Origin of the sequence: Ehrlichia muris subsp. eauclairensis, assembly GCF_051097115.1 — a bacterium.
GTDB lineage: Bacteria > Pseudomonadota > Alphaproteobacteria > Rickettsiales > Anaplasmataceae > Ehrlichia > Ehrlichia muris.
In genome coordinates this window covers 357,451-377,468 of the sequence record NZ_CP118226.1, presented here as the reverse complement: position 1 = coordinate 377,468, position 20,018 = coordinate 357,451, and the positions used below count along the sequence as shown (strand labels likewise).

Sequence of the window (20,018 nt, the reverse complement as noted above, 5' to 3'; positions counted from 1 at the left end):
GTATTCCATAGCACATTGAGACCTCATTTAGTAATATCAATGCAGGGTATTATTCTATATTAATAGTAGGTTGAGCACCTTGTTCCGAAATTAGAGATACTAGAAGATTATTGACAAGTTTAATTCTTTGCTCATCAGAAAGATTGATTTGATATTGTAGCTCAAAATGTTTTAATATCTCATCTACCATAATAATTGCATTCCTTACTATATATCCCCTAGCATTAGTAATCGCTTTTGCTTGCTGCCTTCTTAACATAATTTGAGCTATCTCAGCAGAATAAGCTAAATGTGATATTCTTGCATCTTCTACAACAATACCTACAATATCTAATCTATTTTGTAGCATATCACGTAACTTAGACGAGATCTGTGTAGAATTATTACGCAAAGATTCATTGTTATCCTCAGCATCATATGGATAGATACCAGCCAGTTCTCTAACTGCAGTTTCACTTTGAATATTAATAAACTCTTGATAATCACCCACATTAAGGCAAGCTTTAGCAGGACTTATCACTCGCCAAACAACTACAGCAGCTATCTCTATTGGATTACCATTAAAATCATTTACTTTAATCTTATTGATATTAATATTCCTTACTTTCAATGAAATTGACCTCATGCTAACAAATGGAATAGTCCAAAAAAACCCTGATTTAAATATAGTTCCAATATAATTTCCAAAAAACTCAACAACTTTTGCTTCATTAGGATTATTAACAAAAAAACCACTTGGAATAATAAACGTACAAATTAATGACAGTAAAGACATTGGTAAAATAATCACAAAACTCCCATAATATATACCAAACAACAACAAGCAAATAAAAATAATACACCAAAATATCACTGAAAATCCATTAATATGTACTAATTTTTTATCATAAAATTCTTTATTATTCACAATACGCCTCCTACAAACATGAACATTATTTTTAACAATTAGCAAAATTCTTACGTACTATACACAAAAACATCAATATAGTACATTTATGTATACTTTATTAATTCAATCAGCTTAATTATTCTAAATCAATTCATGTTAGATTGAATGTTAAGTTCCAAAAATTTCAGAGCATTATCAATAGACAATAATCAACATGGGTTCACGTTATTGATGTTAAGTTTTTGATATACTCAGTTCTGATTAAAATTATAATGCATGCTTATGCAATGGTTTGCATAGTAAATCATAGGCTACATTCTGTTATTTTATGGAAGATAGCTGACCAAGTGGTATTTTACTATGTCATATAGTGATATGAAAAAGTGATACACCTTAAAGTATAAAATAACTTACTTGGTCTTTTGAATTTCTTAATTAGTTAAAGCTCATATAAAACAATTACTGTAATACACAAAATATATACCGATAATACATCGAAAAGTTTTATTGTGCAATAATTATAGCATGAGCTATATCAATGCTACCATTCTTCATAGATATACTCAAAGGAGTTTCATTATTATAATTAGTAAAATTTGAATCAGCACCTATTGACAATAAAAACCTTACTATATCCAACTTTCTTTGCCTTACAGCATAGGTTAACAAATTATCCCCCACATCTGAAGTACGCACCTCATACAGTATAGTTGATAAACTTACACCTAATTCTTGCAATTTATTAATCAAAGATCTCAATCCAGAAAGGTCATTCTGTGTTATACAGTAAAAAATTTGTATGTAATAATCTTCAACACTATATATTTTTGGAAGATGCTGATTCATTTTATTATATTGTGATTTCTCAATGCCCTCTATAATATTTCTTCTAAATGGCCATTTATATGAAACATTACTTGCTTTTACTTCATTTTGCTGTACCTGAGATACATCTTCTAATACTTCAGAAGTTTTTTTTTACCATTAGATTTATCTGGAACTTTTAACTGCCGATCTTTTTTTTCATCACCAGATTTAAGTGAACTACTATCAGATATCTTCTTACTTTCAATATTAATATCCTGATCATTAACATCTTGAGTAGCATCATCATTTTCTTCTACTGACACGCCTTCATCATCATTAAACTCTTTATCATCTTCATCGTTGTCCATCTGATTATAATAATCTTCTTCATATAGATCATCATCAAACTCATCATCATACATATCTTTTTTACTATCATCTAAATCATCATCAAACTCATCATCATACATATCTTTTTTACTATCATCTAAATCATCATCAAGCTCATCACCGTACATATCTTTTTTACTATCATCTAAATCATCATCAAACTCATCGCCGTACATATCTTTTTTACTATCATCTAAATCATAATCGTTACGTTGAGCATAGGTATCATCGTAATCAGCAGACTTTTTTTTATCAAGATACTTTACATCTTTTGTATTAACATCATAAGCATTATCACTAGAATGCAAATCATATGTGAAACCAACTGTTGAATTGATAAAACTTATTATCATCACAAATAGAAATAACTGATTCATTAAAGACTCTCTTAACTAATAAAATCTTTTATTTAACAATAATTACTGTTATAAGTATAATTTTTTATTAACATTAAAAATAGAAATATTGTGGATTATACATTAGATGAACAATATTGCAACTAATCCTTTTTATTCTTTCATATGGATATCTGCATCAGCTGGCACAGGAAAAACAAGAATATTAGTCAACAGAGTATTAAGATTATTAGTGACAGGCCATAAAAATATACTTTGCTTAACATTCACAAATGCAGCAGCACACGAAATGACAGAACGTATACATTCAATCCTAAGTACTTGGATAATATTAAAAAATGAAGAACTAAAAAAAGCACTACAAGATATTATTCCAACTCAAATAACTCCAAAAGAATTCAAAAGAGCAAGGGAATTATTTAATAATTTACAAAATGTATCACTTTCAGTAAAAACCATACATAGCTTTTGTTATCAGTTAATATCCACTTTTCCAATAGAAGCAGGAATTTCTCCTAACTGCACTATTAAAGATTTTACAGAATCTTTTCCAAAAATTTTTCATAAATTACTGTATGATTCCACAATAACACACCACTTATCAGCCATTTCACATGAGATAACGGAAGCTACAATTTATGACTTACTATACAAACTATTAAGTAAACAGCATTATAATCTCAATCAAGGCTCAGTATATCAAAAACTTAACATCCATAACATGAAACCATGTCAATTATTACCTATTGATAATCACACTCTTAATTATTTAATCAAAATTTTAAGTGAAGGAAGTATAAGAGATAAAAAAATTAGTGATAAACTAGCTAAGTGGAGTAATTCACTACAAAAATACAAATTACAAAAATTAAATGAATACGCAAAAATATTTATTAATTTACCATCTTTAGAAAAAAAATCTATATCATCAATAATCACAAAAAATACATTAACTGATTTTCCTGAAGCAGAAAAAATTATTCTAGATATACAAGAAGAAATACTAAATTTTACAAAAATTTTTTATAGCAATAAAATAGCAGAACGTACTATCCATCTTATTGAAATTGCAAAATGTTTTATAAAACTATACCAACAAGATAAACAAAAACTAAATTATCTAGATCATAATGATATTATAGATCTAGCATTAAATTTGCTAACAAATCCAGCATATAAAGATTGGATATTATTCCAATTAGATAGTAAAATAGATCATTTGTTAATTGACGAATCACAAGACAACAGCATAAAACAATGGAATATTATTTTACAATTATGTAATGATTTCTTCTCTGGTATAGGTACAACCGAAGAACCAAAAACGTTATTCATCGTAGGAGATATAAAACAATCAATATATGGTTTTCAAAATGCAAGGCCTGATTATTTTGACCCTATGTGTCATTATTTTGCACAACAAAGCAGCCAATATAAACAAAAAATATTACATCTCACACAATCATTCAGATCAACACCACCTATCTTAAAATTAGTAGACAAAGTATTTAATAATTTCTGCCAAGAAATATCCTTTAACACAACAAAAATTAAACATGAAATCTTTCGAAAAAACGACCCAGGATATGTAGAGATATGGCCTATAATTAACATTAAAAACAATAAAAGTTTTTCATTGGATCTTGAAAATCAAGCTTACCAAGACCCCAACCTATTACTTGCATCAACTATTGCAAAGAAAATTCACACATGGATAATTAATAAAAGAATTATATTAGCAAAAAATCGTCCTATAACAGCAGGGGACTTCTTAATACTAGTAAGACACAGGACTTCTTTCATAGATCATATTATAACAGCATTAAAAAAACTAGATGTCCCCACATTAGAAAGAGATAAGTTTAAAATAATGGATTACACAGTAATCCAAGACCTGATCAATCTAGGAGAATTTTTATTATTACCAGAAAATGACTTGGCTTTAATAGGTTTATTAAAATCACCAATTTTTGAATTCACTGAGGAGCAGATATTCCACCTAGCATACAACAGGAATAACACATATTTGTGGAAAGAATTACAATTAAAGTTTAGTACTATATCAAAGTATCTAAAACAACTAATTGATATATCACAACTGCATAACCCTTTAAATTTATACCACCATATTATATCAGAACATAAACATAAATTTATAAAGCGCTTAGGTCAATCAAGCATAGAAATCATAGGAGAATTCATTAATCTATTAATACAATCCGAATCCCATAATCTGAATTCATTACAAGCATTTATACATTGGATAAAAAATACTAATCCAGAAATAAAAAGCGACATTAATCTCAGACAAGATTATGTAAAAATCATGACAATACATAACGCAAAGGGTATGCAATCCCCTATAGTATTCTTATCAGATACAACAACCATTTCAAAAAGTGAAACTCAGCTAGTATTTGATGAAGAACATACCCCATTTTGGATACGCAATGACATAAATGATTTCTGTGAAAACCTGAAATCCCAACAAAAGAGTAACGAATACAATGAATATTTAAGACTACTTTACGTAGCTATCACCAGAGCAGAAGATGAGTTATATATTACTGGAATACCACCCATACAAAATAAGTCATGGTACAATATAATCTACAACACAAACTGTATATATAAGAAAAAATTCATTGATCTACAGCCAATAACACAGGGAAAAGCAGAAGTTTTATATCTTGATGAATAGTAGTGCAATACTATTTTCAAGAGAGATGTGTATTAAATTATGGTAATTTTATTATTGCCAATATAAACTTATATTTAAAAATACACGTTAATTTCAACACAACAACAGACGTTTCACACCCAATTCTATATATCTTGAATGATTATAATAAAATATTACAACCACAACATATACATTACATTTATATACAAGAAACTTTCCCACCACGATTTATTATTCATGACATCTTCAGCATCATTATTACTTTCATATAAGCCTTACATATAATTAAGAATGTTTATAATAAAACACTACAACCACACATATAAAACATTACATTTATATACAAAACACTTGCCAGTGTCACCTTACAATTTATCGTATTTTCAGTGCAATACCCTCTACAATACACCATTAGTACACAATAAAACTATTAAACAAGCTTTTTTAAACTTAGTACTATTTCTATCATGTGCCATTGCAAATGCAGTATGAATTATGTGCTAACTTAAACACAAAAGATATCAATCTACAATATTACACACCAACTTATCATTGTAAGTATGAAATATCGTTTATAAGTAATATGCTACGCTATAGTATATGTTAAAAACTAAATATTTCACAAAAAATGATTAACTTTTAACTGTAATTGTTTCACTATAATTTTTACTAAAAAGATTGTAAATTCAATAGAATAATAACTACTTTAGTTAATAAAGCAAAATATTTTTCACTCACTTAAAAACATCTACAACTCAATAATATTTGATCCGGTAAGTTTCCTATTCTCCAAATCTTTATGTGCAGCTACTATATCATCAAATCTGTAAATTTTATTTATACTAACTTTTATATAATTTCTCCTTATCACTTCAAACATTTCCATGGCTGTCATAGCTAAATCAAAGCTAGAACGCTTATAATGAAACACCAAAGGAGAAGTAAAAAATAATGATCTAGAACTTAACATAGAAGCACTAATATTTGAAATAGCTCCTGATATCTGACCATAAGAAACATAAATACCAAAAATACATAGAGATTCAAAAGATACTTTACTAGTTAACGCACCTATAGAATCATAAACTACATTAACACCAGAACCGTGAGTAATTTCCATTACTTGTTTAACAAAATCACTACTACTATAATTCACCACATATGAACACCCAGAACGTAAGGCAATATTTGCTCTATCATCAGAACTAACTACACCTATAACTTTACATCCTTTATAATTGGCCCATTGACACAATATCTGACCTACACCACCTGTTGCTCCATGTACTAAAGCAAAAGTATTAGGACGTATAGCATAAACTAAGTGTGTAAGATAATGTGCTGTCATACCTTTAAATAACACTGCAGCTGCTACTTGATCTGTAATATCATCAGGTATTCTAACTAAATATTTTTGATTAATAAGTCTTTTCTCAGAATAGGCACCTCCAGACACAGTACAATAGCCTACTCTGTCCCCAACATTAAATACCTCAACATCTTTTCCTACTCTTTCTATAACCCCTACTGCCTCAACTCCTAAAATAGTAGGCAGCTTTTTGTTTTTACGCATACCATTACGGCATTCAATATCATAGCGATTTAACCCAATAGCTCTATGTTTTATTAACACCTCACCATCTTTAGGTTCCCCAATATTATGATTAACATATTTCAAAACTTCAGAACCACCAGTTTCACTAATAACAATAATCTTTACCATAACATCACATAATTAAATAAAACACAATCATACTCAAGCTACTTAGCTAGCAGCTAAATAATATCCTTTAAATCTAAGACATCAATATTAATTAATAACAAACAGCACTATACTTTAGTACATACATTAAAACTTAATATAACAATAAACATATTGTAAAAAATCACTATAAACTTTCCAAAGGAAGCCAAGCCACAACAAAATTTATCTTATAATCAACAATGAATTTTCAAATAGCATCTATAAAATCATTATCATAAATCGGACTATATATGAAAAGTTACATGCACATATATTTAACAATAACAAACAGTATATTTAACCTGCTAGTTATATAACCAATCAACATTCTAATAACCCTCTAGTATAAGAACATTAATTTTAACTAATGTGGTGATTTTATAATAGTCATTATTTGTAAGTTCAGATTCCACCATTTTATTATATTAATACCTATGTAATAAGTAATTTCTTATTCATGAATCCTTGAAAAGTCGTACAGCAATAATACTACAATATACTTTTATTGAGAAATGTTTGCAAATCAGCACCTACAAACACAATGGATTTATCACACCTAACAAGTAAGCTATACAATACTTACGATTGATTACTAGCAACAATCAAAAGAATTTTAGCATATTAATCATTCTCTAAAATTAGAATCACATAAACCTACATCTCCTCTGACTATCAATCATATAACAGTACCTCTACTTGTTCTAATTAAAGAGTTTAATTTAGCTTGAAAAAATTATATCTTACCAATGACTAAGCAATAACACATAAGTAACATATTGTTTCCTTATGACTCCTCTACTAATGGTTTATCCTGTTGTTTAGGTTGAGAGCTTGGTGGATTATAATTAGGAACAATTTTACTCAAAATTTCATCCTTAGTACCAATACCACTAACCATACCATCAGACATAACTATAACCTTATCAACGGCATTAAGTAACTGTATCTTATGAGTCATAATAAAAGTAGTAATACCATTTTTCTTTGCATAAAGTAAGGCATTAATCAAACTTGCTTCAGATTTCCCATCTAAATTAGCATTTGGTTCATCAAGGACTAGAAGCTTTATATCACCATAAAAGGCCCTTGCTAATCCTATCATTTGTTTTTGTCCTCCAGATAATATTACCCCACTAGCACCAATAACTGTGTCATATCCATTTGGCAAGCCAAGTATTAATTCATGTACGCCAGCAATTTGAGCAGCTTTTACAACTTCATTTGCATCAGGATTTGGCATCATTCTTGCAATATTAACTTTCACTGAAGCATTAAACAATTCAACATCTTGAGGAAGGTAACCAATATAATGTCCAAAATCTTCTCTATTCCATGTATAAACATCTGCACTATCAAGTCTGACAACACCTGATATTGGTTTCCATACACCTACTAACAATTTTGCTATTGTAGACTTCCCAGAAGCACTATGCCCTATAACACCAACAATATCTCCAACTTCTATTGAAAAAGATACACCCTTAATAGTAGGCTTATTACTACCATAAGGAGTGAAGAATACACGATCAAAAACAACCCTTCCAGTAGGAGCTGGTAAAGACATAGTTTGCTCCCTCTTTGGAGAAGCTAAAAGCAATATTTGCAATCTCTTATAAGATATCCTCGCTGATATTAACATTTTCCAAGTATTAATTAATGCTTCAAATGGAGCTAATACCCTACTCATTAAGATTGATGAAGCAATAATACCTCCAGCAGTTTTCAGACCAAGAACTGCAAGGAATCCTCCAATCCCTATAACTGAGATCTGTAACATTGATCTAATAAATTTAGTCATTCCAGAAATTAAATTCGAACGATTTTGTGCTTTAATTTGCATTTCCCTATTTCTATCATTTTTCTTTGCCCAATCATCTACAATATGATTAACCATCCCCATAGCTTCAACTACTTCAGCGTTACGAGTTGCAACATCTATTGATAGAATATTACGCACTCCTTCTTCACTAGCTTCCTGCAGTATCTTTTTTGTTGCTAACTCATTCCAAATAGCCATACTAGTTAACAACACTATCCCTATTACAGCAATATAACCTGTTACACTGTGTATCATAAAAATAGCAATAAGATATAAAACTGCCCATGGAGTATCAAATAGTGAAAATATACCAAAACCAGTAATAAAATTTTTAACAACAGCTAAATCACGAAGTACTTCTCCACTTGAAGTAGATGACTTAACCGAAGTCAAGCTAATAGACTTCACAATAAGATCAGGAGTAACAACCTTATCTATCCAGTCACCAACTTTAGCCATAACTAGAGATCTACAAATTTCTAATATAGAAGAACAAGCAAAAGCAGTAACTGTAATAACGCTTAACATGATTAAAGTAGATACACTACCACTTGAAAGTACTCTATCTAAAACTTGAGAAGTATATAATGGTAAAAATAACATGAGCAAATTAATAGCAGAACTAAACCAAAAAATAAACCAAAAAACACTTTTACACTTTTCTAAACTAGTATATAGAACACTTTTCTTTAGTTCCTTTATTGCCTGAAAGTTAAAATTTACTTCTTCCACACATTCCTCTAAACAATTAATATATTGTGTACATACTACAATATGTTCATCTAAGTAAACAATACAGATATTTAATATATTTTCATATAAATAATTTTTAATTGAAATAAAGTTATACTATTATGATATAATGCAGTGTATCTTTAGATTGTATAATCATGTTTAGCAATACAGCATCATTAATAATAATTTTAGTTTTCGTATCATTGACTCTAATATCTTTAGTGTCTGGAGTAGTATTAATGGCTATAAGCAACGAATTTTATATTAAACACAGGAACAAAATAATGATAATGAGGGTGCTATTGCAATTTATATCGCTAGTACTTATAGCACTATTTTTCAGATAAAATCAATGAAACTTAATACAAAACTAGTTGGTATTTTAAATTACACTCCTGACTCATTTTCAGACGGAGGAAAGTTTTTTAATATAGACAAAGCATTACAACGAGTTAAATACTTGATTGATGGGGGAGCCAGTATAATAGACATAGGCGCAGAATCAACAAGACCCACATACTTGTATACACAATATGGAAACAATTCAATATCTCAAACAGAAGAGTGGAACAGATTAAAAAATATACTGCCTAAAACAATAGAAATAGCTCATAGTCATAATGTTCAAGTAAGCATAGATACCAGACATGCAAAAACCGCTGAAAAAGCTATCGAATTGAATGTTGATTATATAAATGATGTAAGTACATTATCAGATAATAACATGCTTCAGGTAATAAAAAACAGTTCTGTTAACGTTATAATTACTCATAATTTAGGCATACCTTTAATTAAAAATGTTACTATTCCAAAAGATCGTGATCCAATTAATGAAATTGTTCTATGGGCAAAAAAGTGTATTGAAAAATTAACAAATGCAGGCATTGATAAAAAGAGAATAATTATTGATCCAGGTATAGGATTTAACAAAATTGCCAGTCAATCATTCTATATATTAAACAACATTGAGAGATTAAAAATTTTAAATCACAAAATATATGTTGGACACTCACGAAAATTTTTCCTAACTTCATGTACATTAAATGATCCAACACGTGACAATGCTACACTAGCAATATCAATTTTCTTGTTTCAAAAAGGTATAGAATTTATCAGAGTACATAATACTCACTTACATAATGAAGCACTTAACTTACTAAGAAAAATGCATCAAACAAGCTTGGATAATATATAAATTAAAAGCTTTTTTCACTTGGTAGTTTAATAAACCTATTATAACATGATACGTAATTGTATTAACACCAAACTTAAGCAAAGCATAAAAGCAAAATAAATATATGGTTACTTTTCATAAAATTTTTCTTTAAACATGAGTATTGTCATGACATTTAATACAAAAATAATAGGCATTTTAAATTATACCCCTGATTCATTTTCAGACGGAGGAAAGTTTTTTACTGTTGATAAAGGAATCAAACACGCAGAATATTTAATTGATGGAGGAGCAGATATCGTAGATGTTGGTGCAGAATCTGGAAAACCAAGGTACATATATGAAAGTGATGATACCCTAACCACACAAGAAGAAGAGTGGAAAAGACTAGAAAGCATATTACCACAAGTTATAGAAATTGCCCATAGTCGTAATGTTCAAGTAAGTGTAGATACTAGAAATGCAAAAACTGCAGAAAAAGCATTAGCATTAAATGCAGATATAATAAATGATTGCACTGGATTACACGATCCCAACATGATATCAGTATTAAAGAACAGTACTGCCAAAATCTTAATTTCTCACAATCTAGGAGTGCCATTAATTAAAGGAAATTTCATACCAAAAGGTAAAAATCCAATAAATGAAATCATCTCATGGTTAGAAGATCGTACACAAAAATTAATAGATGGAGGCATTAGTAGGGACAGGATCATTGTTGATCCAGGAATAGGTATTGGTAAAAATGGCATGCAGTCACTATATATAATGAAAAACATTGATAAATTAAAAATACTAAGATATCCAATATGTCTTGGTCACTCACGAAAGTCCTGTTTCATGCCATTCGCATCACATGATTCGACTCGAGATAATGCTACACTAGTAACATCAACAATCTTATTTTACAAGAATATAGACTTTTTTAGGGTACATAACGTTCATATACACAGTGAAGCATTTGGACTTTTAAAAAAGATGCCACAAATCACATTAAAAGATGTATATGATTCTCTATAGAAAATAGAACATTACAATGCAAAATTACACTATATGCACAATAACATATTGTAAATTAAAGGGTTATAAGTAATTGTATGTGGCTGTACTTATCATTATTTCTTGGCTGATAAAATTCAATGATATGTATCCAAAATGTATACAATCTCTAGAGAACACAGGAAGCTGTATTTAGAGAAAGTATACATGCACAATAACATGTCATGAAGTAAAACTGTATATAACCAACTTATCATGATTCACTGGCTACATATAAAATTCAATGATATGCATCCAAAATATACATAGTCCTTATAAACAATAGAAAGCTGTATTTGGAAAAAACATACATTATCTGAAGTAAAGGATATCAAGTAATCTATTATACTAGCTGACTTATCATCATTTTCACCTTCATATAAAATCTAAACATATAAATACGTATATGCTCTAATAGAAATAGAAGGTTGTACTTAGTAATGCATATTTGATATGCACTATAAAAAGCAATTAAAGTATCAGATAACTATATATATCGGATTCTTTACCATTATTTTACGATATACACAAAACTAAAGATTTACAAGCTGTTATTTAAATAACAGTAAGTTATTAAGTTCCAGTAATCATGTATACAAGCAATAAATAACATAATTATGTATACCATTTACAAAATACATAAAAAACTACAAATCTATACTTTCAACAGTGCCAAGATTACTTACATCTATATCTGTTAATAACATATAATCTTTTTGATGTAGTTTCTTACCAACAAAAACTAATGTAAGAGCTATAGCACTTAAAATTATATTTACAGAACATATACCAATTGACATATCCTTAATATCATAACATAGACTCACCATATTATTAATATGTAGCAATACTAATAATATACCAAATCCATTAAACAGAGCTTGCGTTACAAATAAAGTCATTCCTAAACATACACATGGATTCCCTTGTATATTATTACTTCGAACGTAATCAGTTGAAAAACAAGGCAACTTTCTTGTTTGCATATCAGCACTCTCTTCCTCAATAAACTGAGAACACTTATAAAGTATAATATGGTGCATTAATTTTATATAATCATCTCTAGTTATATTGATGATATTAGTGTTTTGGCTTGAAAAGAATCTCATTTCAACAAGAAATTGTACTAAACGAAGATCCAGAATTTCAAATATAAGAGTAAAACTGCATAGATCTATAACCTGCTTTAAAAGACTAGGATCTAAACCTACATCAGTACAAACCTTATCGAATCCCTCCATAGTAAGGAATTTTTCTCTCTTAAGAAACTTTACTATATGCTTACAATTATAAGCATTGCGTTTTAACGCTGTATTACCTATAATTTTAGGAAGTCTATCACTTTCTTTAATAGCATAAGATTTGCATCTTACTATTTGGTTGAGTAATGAGCTAACAGCTGCTTTATATTCTGTTATTTTATCTGCAGAGACATATCGTACTTGGTAGACAATATCAATCTCAAACATTATAATAAGAACTTTTTTTACTACATCTTCCACTTCATAAAATTGTTCATCCTCAATTATATGCCCTCTAGCTTCCCTTCCTCTATATACTTGTAATTTTTTTCTTGCAGTTCTTAGCTTTTTTACACAATCACGCAATATACTTTTCACTGCGTCATTTTTTTTATGTATATCAAAATATTTAGAAATTATTTCCATGGTACTGTCAATCAGATTGACCATACCGAATTTTATTATTACAGTCATTTTATCCCCTTACTGATTTATTTATTATTAAACTAATATAATACAATAACTCTTACAGTATACAACTTAAAGTTATAAATTAATATTTTCATAAATATAGTAAAAAAGTAGAAATCAACTAACTCTTAACTATTTATAGTAATTCCTTGACATGCTTTGCTTACATTGATCTAATAACACAGAAGATTAAAACTCCATAAGTCATATTTTAAGCCAACATGCGATAATCAGTGGCTTATAAAGTGATTATAATTTACCCTTAATATAAAATTCTTATTTGAACAAGTTACATGATACAATATATCACTATTACAAGTTAATTATATTTGTTAGAATAATTTTTAACACACACACGATACTAACTAGCAATTCTAGGGCTCCCAATTTTCAAACAAATTCAGTGATATACTTTAACACCCAGTACAGAATACATAAGATTTTTATCACCTGAATGCTCTAAAAACTTATGTTACACTGTTGTTAAAAAATAGAGATAATAGCCTCAATACACAATATGCATAGACTAATGCTATTCAACATCAAACAAAAACCCAGGAGAACTTTGCAAGAAGCATCAGTTTTTACTTTTTTTATTTTGAAGATGAAGCATTAATAGTTATAGTATTAACAATTAAATTCTTTATATACATCATGCCAAAACGTACAGATATAGAATCAATATTGGTTATTGGAGCGGGCCCTATAGTCATAGGGCAAGCATGCGAATTTGACTATTCAGGAACTCAAGCTTGCAAAGTTCTAAAACAAGAAGGATATCGAATCATTCTTATCAATTCGAATCCCGCAACAATAATGACTGACCCAGAAATTGCTGATTCAACATACATTGAACCAGTTACACCAAGTATCATTGAAAAAATAATAAAAAAAGAAAAGCCTAGTGCAATACTACCAACAGTAGGAGGGCAAACCGCTTTAAATGCTGCAATCGATCTATGTGATGCAGGAATTCTAGAAAAATATAATGTAAAACTAATAGGAGCTACAAAAGAAGCAATAAAAAAAGCTGAAGACAGGAATTTATTCCGCCAAGCAATGGATAAAATAGGAGCAAAATATCCAAAAAGTATAATCATAAGAAGTGCAGATGAAATAAATCATGCATTAGAGTACATAGGGTTACCAGCAATAATTAGACCATCATTTACCCTTGGTGGTATTGGAGGAGCTATATCATACAATAAAGAAGAATTTCAAAAAAATGTAAGTTATGGTTTAAGCATATCTCCAATATCTGAGGTACAAGTAGACGAATCCATTATCGGATGGAAAGAATTCGAAATGGAAGTCATGAGAGATAGTAAAGATAATTGTATTGTTGTTTGCTCTATAGAAAATATCGATCCAATGGGAGTACATACTGGAGATAGTATAACAGTAGCGCCAGCATTAACTTTAAGAGATGCAGAATATCAAAAAATGCGAGATATATCGTTTTCCATACTTAGAGAAATAGGAGTAGACACTGGTGGATCAAATGTACAGTTTGCAGTCAATCCAAAAAATGATAATGACTTACTCGTTATAGAAATGAATCCAAGAGTTTCTAGATCATCAGCACTAGCATCAAAAGCAACAGGCTACCCTATAGCTAAAGTAGCCGCAAAATTAGCTATAGGATATTCTCTAGACGAAATACAAAATGACTGTACAGAAGTCATTCCAGCATCATTTGAACCAAGTATAGATTACATAGTTACAAAAATTCCACGATTCAATTTTGATAAATTTCGAGGAGCAGAAAAAGAGTTATCAACTTCTATGAAATCTGTAGGAGAAGTGATGGCAATCGGAAGATCTTTTCCAGAATCATTACAGAAAGCACTATGTTCTTTAGAAGCTGGATACTCTGGATTAAATGAGTATTTTGATCAAAATATAGAAACAGATCAACTATATAATTCTCTTGTAAAACTATCTCCAGATAGGATATTCATAGTCGCAGACGCTTTACGACACAATATCAGCATAGAAGAAATCAACAAAATTACCGGGTATGACCCTTGGTTTTTAACACAAATACAAAACATTATACAATGTGAACAACAAATAAAAGATCACGGTCTACCAAAAGAAGCAGATGGGTTATTACTATTAAAGAAAATGGGATTTTCTGATACAAGACTCGCGTATTTAAGTAAAACCACTGTAGAATATATAGAAAATCTTAGGAAATCTTTATCAATAAAACCTGTATACAAGCATATAGATACTTGCGCAGGAGAATTTAAAACCAATGCATCATATATGTATAGTTGTTACGAAGGTGATACCATTAATGCTCCTGAATGTGAATCTATTGTAACAAATAATAAAAAAGTCATAATTCTAGGAAGTGGTCCTAATCGTATTGGTCAAGGTATAGAATTTGATTACACATGTGTACATGCAGCACATACTATTAGACAAATGGGATACGAATCTATAATGATAAATTGTAATCCAGAGACTGTCTCAACTGATTACGACATTTCAGATAAATTATACTTCTCTCCTCTAACAAGAGAAAGTGTTTTAGATATTATCTGTAAAGAACAAGAAACAAAGTCCTTATTAGGAGTAATAGTACAGTTTGGTGGACAAACACCCTTAAAGCTTGCGAAAGTACTACAAGAGAAAAATATTAATATCCTTGGAACATCTTTTGAGTCAATAGATTTGGCCGAAGATCGCATGAAATTTCAACAATTGCTTACACAATTAAATTTAAAGCAACCCTCTAACATCACTTGTAACTCAATACATGAAGTACACGAGCGCATAAGAGATTTAGCGTTCCCTATACTAGTAAGGCCATCATACGTACTAGGAGGACAATCAATGTCAATTATTCGTGATAATAATGCTTTATCAAACTACTTAATTACACATCAGAATATATTTGACCATGGATCATTACTGTTAGACCAATTTTTAACTCATGCAGTTGAAGTAGATGTAGATGCCATTTGTGATGGAGAAAGCGTTTATATAGCAGGAATAATGGAACATATAGAAGAAGCTGGTATACATTCTGGTGATTCCGCATGTTCTTTACCTTCATATACCTTAACATCAGAAATAACAGATACTATAACAGAACATACAAAGAAAATAGCACTCGCATTACAAGTTAGAGGATTTATTAACATACAATATGCAATACAAGATAGTGAAATTTACATATTAGAAGTCAATCCCAGAGCTAGTAGAACTATACCTTTTATTGCAAAAGCTACAGGAGTTCCAATAGCAAAAATTGCAACAGAAGTATTATTAGGTAAAAAACTTCCTGACACCTTCGAACAAACATCCACCCATATAGCCGTAAAAGAAGCTGTATTTTCTTTTTCAAGATTTCCAAATATAGATGTTTTACTCGGACCTGAAATGAAGTCTACAGGTGAAGTAATGGGAATTGACAAATCATTTGAAATAGCATTTGCAAAAGCACAAATGGCCGCTGGCTATGAATTGCCCACAGAAGGTGCTGCTTTTATATCTGTCAAAGATTCAGATAAACCACTTATTGTTAAAACAGCTCAAATATTAAGAGATATTGGGTTTACTATACTTTCAACTAAAGGTACATCAATTTATCTAAATGAAGCAGGTATTATTACAGAACATGTTAATAAAGTAAGAGAAGGTAGACCACACATATTAGATCTACTGCAAGATGATAAAATAAACCTAGTAATTAATACTTCAGAAGGCATAAAGTCTTTCTCAGAAAGTAGCAGTATAAGAAAAACTGCACTTATAAAAAAAATTCCATACAGTACTACAATACCTGGAGCAAAAGCTTTAGCATTAGCAATAAAAACACTAAAAAAACAAGGTATTGAAGTAGAATCCATGCAGGAATACACAAAAAAATCATGATTACTTTCTAAAAAGTTGTTAATGTTTTTTCACATTATCATTTAAATCTCTATTATATTAATCATTAAAAAAGAAAGAAACGTGATATCTTCTTACTTGAATATAAAGTTTGACATCAACATGATTAATTTAAATAATTAAAGGGGTATTGGTATATAAGCAATCCCTATTACGACCACTTTAAATACAAGTATAATATACTTAAAACTAATAGATTTTAATGAAGAGTAGCCTGTTATAGAGTAGCGAATTTTTTACAATATCACCTATAGGAAGAAGCAAGGAAGCCCCTACCTGATAATAGAATTAGAAGAATAGCTACAGATACATTTTTTTTCTTAATGAATAAAAGTCGATATATTATTAACAACCACCTGAAACTTCTTTTTATTCAACCAGTTTTGTAAAACTGTTTCATAAAAACGCCATACACAAACAGCATTGTATGACCTATACAATTAACCAAGATAACCCCCAAGTAAAAAAAGCTTTTTAATACAACAAGCAAGCTTTAGCGATATTACCTACTGATGGAATGTAAAATATCTACTTGAAATGAGATAAGTAAACTTGCTTTTAACTCCGTATGAATATAAAAACCTACATAAAACTAACAAAAAGCGGTTGAAACCTACAAAGCATGAAATAATTATGCAACAAATTTTATGCTTCTTCTTTAGGTTTTAATATCTTACGTTCCAGTCTTAAAATACGCTTTTTAATTATTTTTATCTCTTCTATTAAATCCCTATACTGAGTACTGCTAACAGACTCAGAAGTAGAAGACCCTATACGTTTAAGTTGATCCTCTCCATCATTAACCGCATCCACATCATTATTTTGATTGTTTGCTGCCATAACTCTTTCTTGAATTTTCACAACGGATTCAAACATTTGATCAAAGGTTTTACTATCACCTACAATCTCTTTTACCGTATCTATATACTGCTTTATTACATTTTTGTAGTCTTCTTCTACCATAAAATCACTTTTAATTAAAAAATACAATACTTTATGTTATAATAACATGTATCAACTGTCAACATTGTTAATTATTAAACAAGTTGGATTAAGTGATATTTAATTTGTAGGATGTATCATGTTTTCTGGATTAACAATTTCATCAAATTCTTCTTCAGTTATTAAATTAAGCTTAATTGCAGCACTTTTTAATGTTATTCCCTCATCAAAAGCAGTTCTTGAAATTTTTGCTGCATTATCATAACCTATATGTTTATTCAATGCCGTTACCAACATTAAAGATTGATTTAACAAAAAAGAAATACGATTTATATCAGCTTTTATACCATGTACACATTTCTGAGAAAAATTAATACTAACATCAGATAGTAATCTAATAGATTGTAAAACATTATAAATAATGACTGGCTTAAATACATTTAACTCAAAGTGACCATTTGATCCTGCTACAGTAACAGTCATATGATTTCCCATAACCTGAGCACATACCATAGTAACAGCCTCACATTGGGTAGGATTGACTTTCCCAGGCATTATAGAAGACCCAGGCTCATTAGCAGGCAATATAATTTCCCCTATTCCACATCTTGGTCCTGAACTAAGTAATCTAATATCATTAGCTATTTTCATTAAGCTTACTGCAAGTACATTCAAAGCACCACTAAATTCAACTAATGCATCATGTGTAGCTAATGCCTCAAATTTATTAACAGAAGCAATAAAATTGAATCCAGTTAACTTTTTTATCTCATGTGCAAAATGTACATCAAACTGTTTTCTAGAGTTAATACCAGTACCTACTGCAGTACCACCCTGAGCTAACTCAAGTAAATGACCTAATCCTGATTTTACCCTATTCATACCCTGTAAAATCTGATATGCATATCCAGAGAATACCTGTCCTAAAGTTAACGGAGTAGCATCTTGAAGATGAGTACGTCCAACTTTAACAACATTTTGAAAAGCAATAGACTTACTACTCAAAGCATCATATAAATTCTTTAAATTTGGCAATAATGAATTCTCAGTTTCAAGAACAGCTGCAATATGCATTGCTGTTGGAAAAGTATCATTAGAAGATTGAGAATAATTAACATGATCATTTGGGTGCACAGGATACTTACTACCTTTCTCTCCACCTAATATTTCAATTGCACGATTTGCTATTACTTCATTAACATTCATATTAGTTTGAGTACCAGAACCAGTTTGCCAAATTACCAAGGGGAATTCATCATCAAATTTACCATCTATAACTTCATTTGCAGCATCACAAATTGCATTACCTATTACTTCATTAATATCACCATTTTTTATATTGACACGAGCTGCAGCTAACTTAACAAGTCCTAATGCTTTTATTAAAGGCTTAGGCATTTTTTCTGAACCAATTTTAAAATTATCAATAGAACGCTGTGTTTGTGCTCCCCAATAATGACATGCAGGAACATCTATTTCTCCCAAACTATCTCTTTCTTTTCTCATATTTCCTGAATCTTCAACTGACACGCTACTATTATATAATGAAGTTTTCTATGTATGTCCACTACAACTACACATTATGTATAACATTACACAAGAATTTCAGTGCTGTAGCACTTCTAAATTAAATTTGCTCTACTTTATTAACATCTTCTACACCATCAATAAATACCAAACTGGATAATGCTCTATCTACACACTGAACGGTAGTTCCAATAACAGCCGGACCAACACAAGAACCAATTATTTCATCAAAAATATTTTAAGAACAGTTTAACCGAAACATACAATTGCTAAATAAATTACTGTGAATCATTGTA

Annotated in this window: 12 protein-coding genes; 4 read left to right on the top strand and 8 right to left on the bottom strand. The window is 29.7% G+C overall.

Annotation, left to right across the window (positions count from 1 at the left end):
- Positions 1 to 49: 49 nt before the first annotated feature.
- The 3 genes from PVA18_RS01515 to PVA18_RS01505 all read right to left on the bottom strand — a co-directional run bounded on the left by PVA18_RS01515 (position 50) and on the right by PVA18_RS01505 (position 2,463).
- Positions 50 to 907 carry an SPFH domain-containing protein gene (locus PVA18_RS01515; RefSeq protein ID WP_045804785.1) on the bottom strand — a complete coding sequence of 286 codons (858 nt, stop codon included), beginning with the start codon at positions 905 to 907 and terminating at the stop codon, positions 50 to 52.
- Between the two features lie 486 nt (positions 908 to 1,393).
- Complete coding sequence (locus PVA18_RS01510; protein ID WP_231568504.1) at positions 1,394 to 1,735, bottom strand: ankyrin repeat domain-containing protein; 342 nt, start codon at positions 1,733 to 1,735, stop codon at positions 1,394 to 1,396.
- Between the two features lie 110 nt (positions 1,736 to 1,845).
- A complete protein-coding gene (locus PVA18_RS01505) occupies positions 1,846 to 2,463 on the bottom strand; it encodes a hypothetical protein (RefSeq protein WP_052692796.1) in 618 nt (205 codons plus the stop codon).
- A gap of 106 nt (positions 2,464 to 2,569) precedes the next feature.
- Here PVA18_RS01505 and PVA18_RS01500 point away from each other — a divergent pair, with 106 nt between their 5' ends.
- Complete coding sequence (locus PVA18_RS01500) at positions 2,570 to 5,143, top strand: UvrD-helicase domain-containing protein (protein ID WP_045804787.1); 2,574 nt, start codon at positions 2,570 to 2,572, stop codon at positions 5,141 to 5,143.
- 730 nt (positions 5,144 to 5,873) lie between these two features.
- On the opposite strand, the gene PVA18_RS01495 is transcribed toward PVA18_RS01500, so the two are convergent.
- Both PVA18_RS01495 and PVA18_RS01490 read right to left on the bottom strand, forming a co-directional pair.
- Positions 5,874 to 6,848, bottom strand: a complete 975-nt coding sequence (locus tag PVA18_RS01495; RefSeq protein ID WP_045804788.1) for a quinone oxidoreductase family protein — start codon at positions 6,846 to 6,848, stop codon at positions 5,874 to 5,876.
- 805 nt (positions 6,849 to 7,653) lie between these two features.
- Positions 7,654 to 9,420 (bottom strand): type I secretion system permease/ATPase, encoded by a 1,767-nt coding sequence (locus PVA18_RS01490; protein WP_045804789.1) that lies wholly within the window; start codon positions 9,418 to 9,420, stop codon positions 7,654 to 7,656.
- A gap of 355 nt (positions 9,421 to 9,775) precedes the next feature.
- Between PVA18_RS01490 and folP (PVA18_RS01485) the strand changes: the two genes are divergently transcribed.
- Both folP (PVA18_RS01485) and folP (PVA18_RS01480) read left to right on the top strand, forming a co-directional pair.
- Positions 9,776 to 10,618 carry a dihydropteroate synthase gene (gene folP / locus PVA18_RS01485; RefSeq protein WP_045804790.1) on the top strand — a complete coding sequence of 281 codons (843 nt, stop codon included), beginning with the start codon at positions 9,776 to 9,778 and terminating at the stop codon, positions 10,616 to 10,618.
- Between the two features lie 147 nt (positions 10,619 to 10,765).
- Positions 10,766 to 11,617, top strand: coding sequence for a dihydropteroate synthase (gene folP / locus PVA18_RS01480; RefSeq protein ID WP_045805021.1), 852 nt, complete (start codon positions 10,766 to 10,768; stop codon positions 11,615 to 11,617).
- Between the two features lie 665 nt (positions 11,618 to 12,282).
- Here the strand turns inward: folP (PVA18_RS01480) and PVA18_RS01475 are convergent.
- The gene (locus PVA18_RS01475) at positions 12,283 to 13,350 is read right to left on the bottom strand and encodes a hypothetical protein (protein ID WP_045804791.1); all 1,068 of its coding nucleotides are present in this window, start codon (positions 13,348 to 13,350) and stop codon (positions 12,283 to 12,285) included.
- Positions 13,351 to 14,001: 651 nt separating this feature from the next.
- Between PVA18_RS01475 and carB the strand changes: the two genes are divergently transcribed.
- Positions 14,002 to 17,235, top strand: coding sequence for a carbamoyl-phosphate synthase large subunit (gene carB / locus PVA18_RS01470; protein WP_045804792.1), 3,234 nt, complete (start codon positions 14,002 to 14,004; stop codon positions 17,233 to 17,235).
- Between the two features lie 663 nt (positions 17,236 to 17,898).
- On the opposite strand, the gene PVA18_RS01465 is transcribed toward carB, so the two are convergent.
- Together PVA18_RS01465 and fumC are read right to left on the bottom strand one after the other, a co-directional pair.
- Positions 17,899 to 18,216: a hypothetical protein gene (locus PVA18_RS01465; protein ID WP_045804793.1), complete on the bottom strand. Its 318-nt coding sequence runs from the start codon at positions 18,214 to 18,216 to the stop codon at positions 17,899 to 17,901.
- A gap of 99 nt (positions 18,217 to 18,315) precedes the next feature.
- Entirely contained in the window at positions 18,316 to 19,701 is a 1,386-nt protein-coding gene (gene fumC, locus PVA18_RS01460; protein WP_045805022.1) for a class II fumarate hydratase, read from the bottom strand.
- Between the last annotated feature and the right edge of the window lie 317 nt (positions 19,702 to 20,018).

Bases quoted from the DNA above. Each gene is read 5' to 3' on its own strand.
- PVA18_RS01510 (WP_231568504.1), bottom strand. From the start codon at position 1,735: ATGAATCAGCATCTTCCAAAAATATATAGTGTTGAAGATTATTACATA.
- PVA18_RS01505 (WP_052692796.1), bottom strand. From the start codon at position 2,463: ATGAATCAGTTATTTCTATTTGTGATGATAATAAGTTTTATCAATTCA.
- PVA18_RS01500 (WP_045804787.1), top strand. From the start codon at position 2,570: ATGAACAATATTGCAACTAATCCTTTTTATTCTTTCATATGGATATCT.
- PVA18_RS01495 (WP_045804788.1), bottom strand. From the start codon at position 6,848: ATGGTAAAGATTATTGTTATTAGTGAAACTGGTGGTTCTGAAGTTTTG.
- folP (WP_045804790.1), top strand. From the start codon at position 9,776: ATGAAACTTAATACAAAACTAGTTGGTATTTTAAATTACACTCCTGAC.
- folP (WP_045805021.1), top strand. From the start codon at position 10,766: ATGACATTTAATACAAAAATAATAGGCATTTTAAATTATACCCCTGAT.
- PVA18_RS01475 (WP_045804791.1), bottom strand. From the start codon at position 13,350: ATGACTGTAATAATAAAATTCGGTATGGTCAATCTGATTGACAGTACC.
- carB (WP_045804792.1), top strand. From the start codon at position 14,002: ATGCCAAAACGTACAGATATAGAATCAATATTGGTTATTGGAGCGGGC.
- PVA18_RS01465 (WP_045804793.1), bottom strand. From the start codon at position 18,216: ATGGTAGAAGAAGACTACAAAAATGTAATAAAGCAGTATATAGATACG.
- fumC (WP_045805022.1), bottom strand. From the start codon at position 19,701: ATGAGAAAAGAAAGAGATAGTTTGGGAGAAATAGATGTTCCTGCATGT.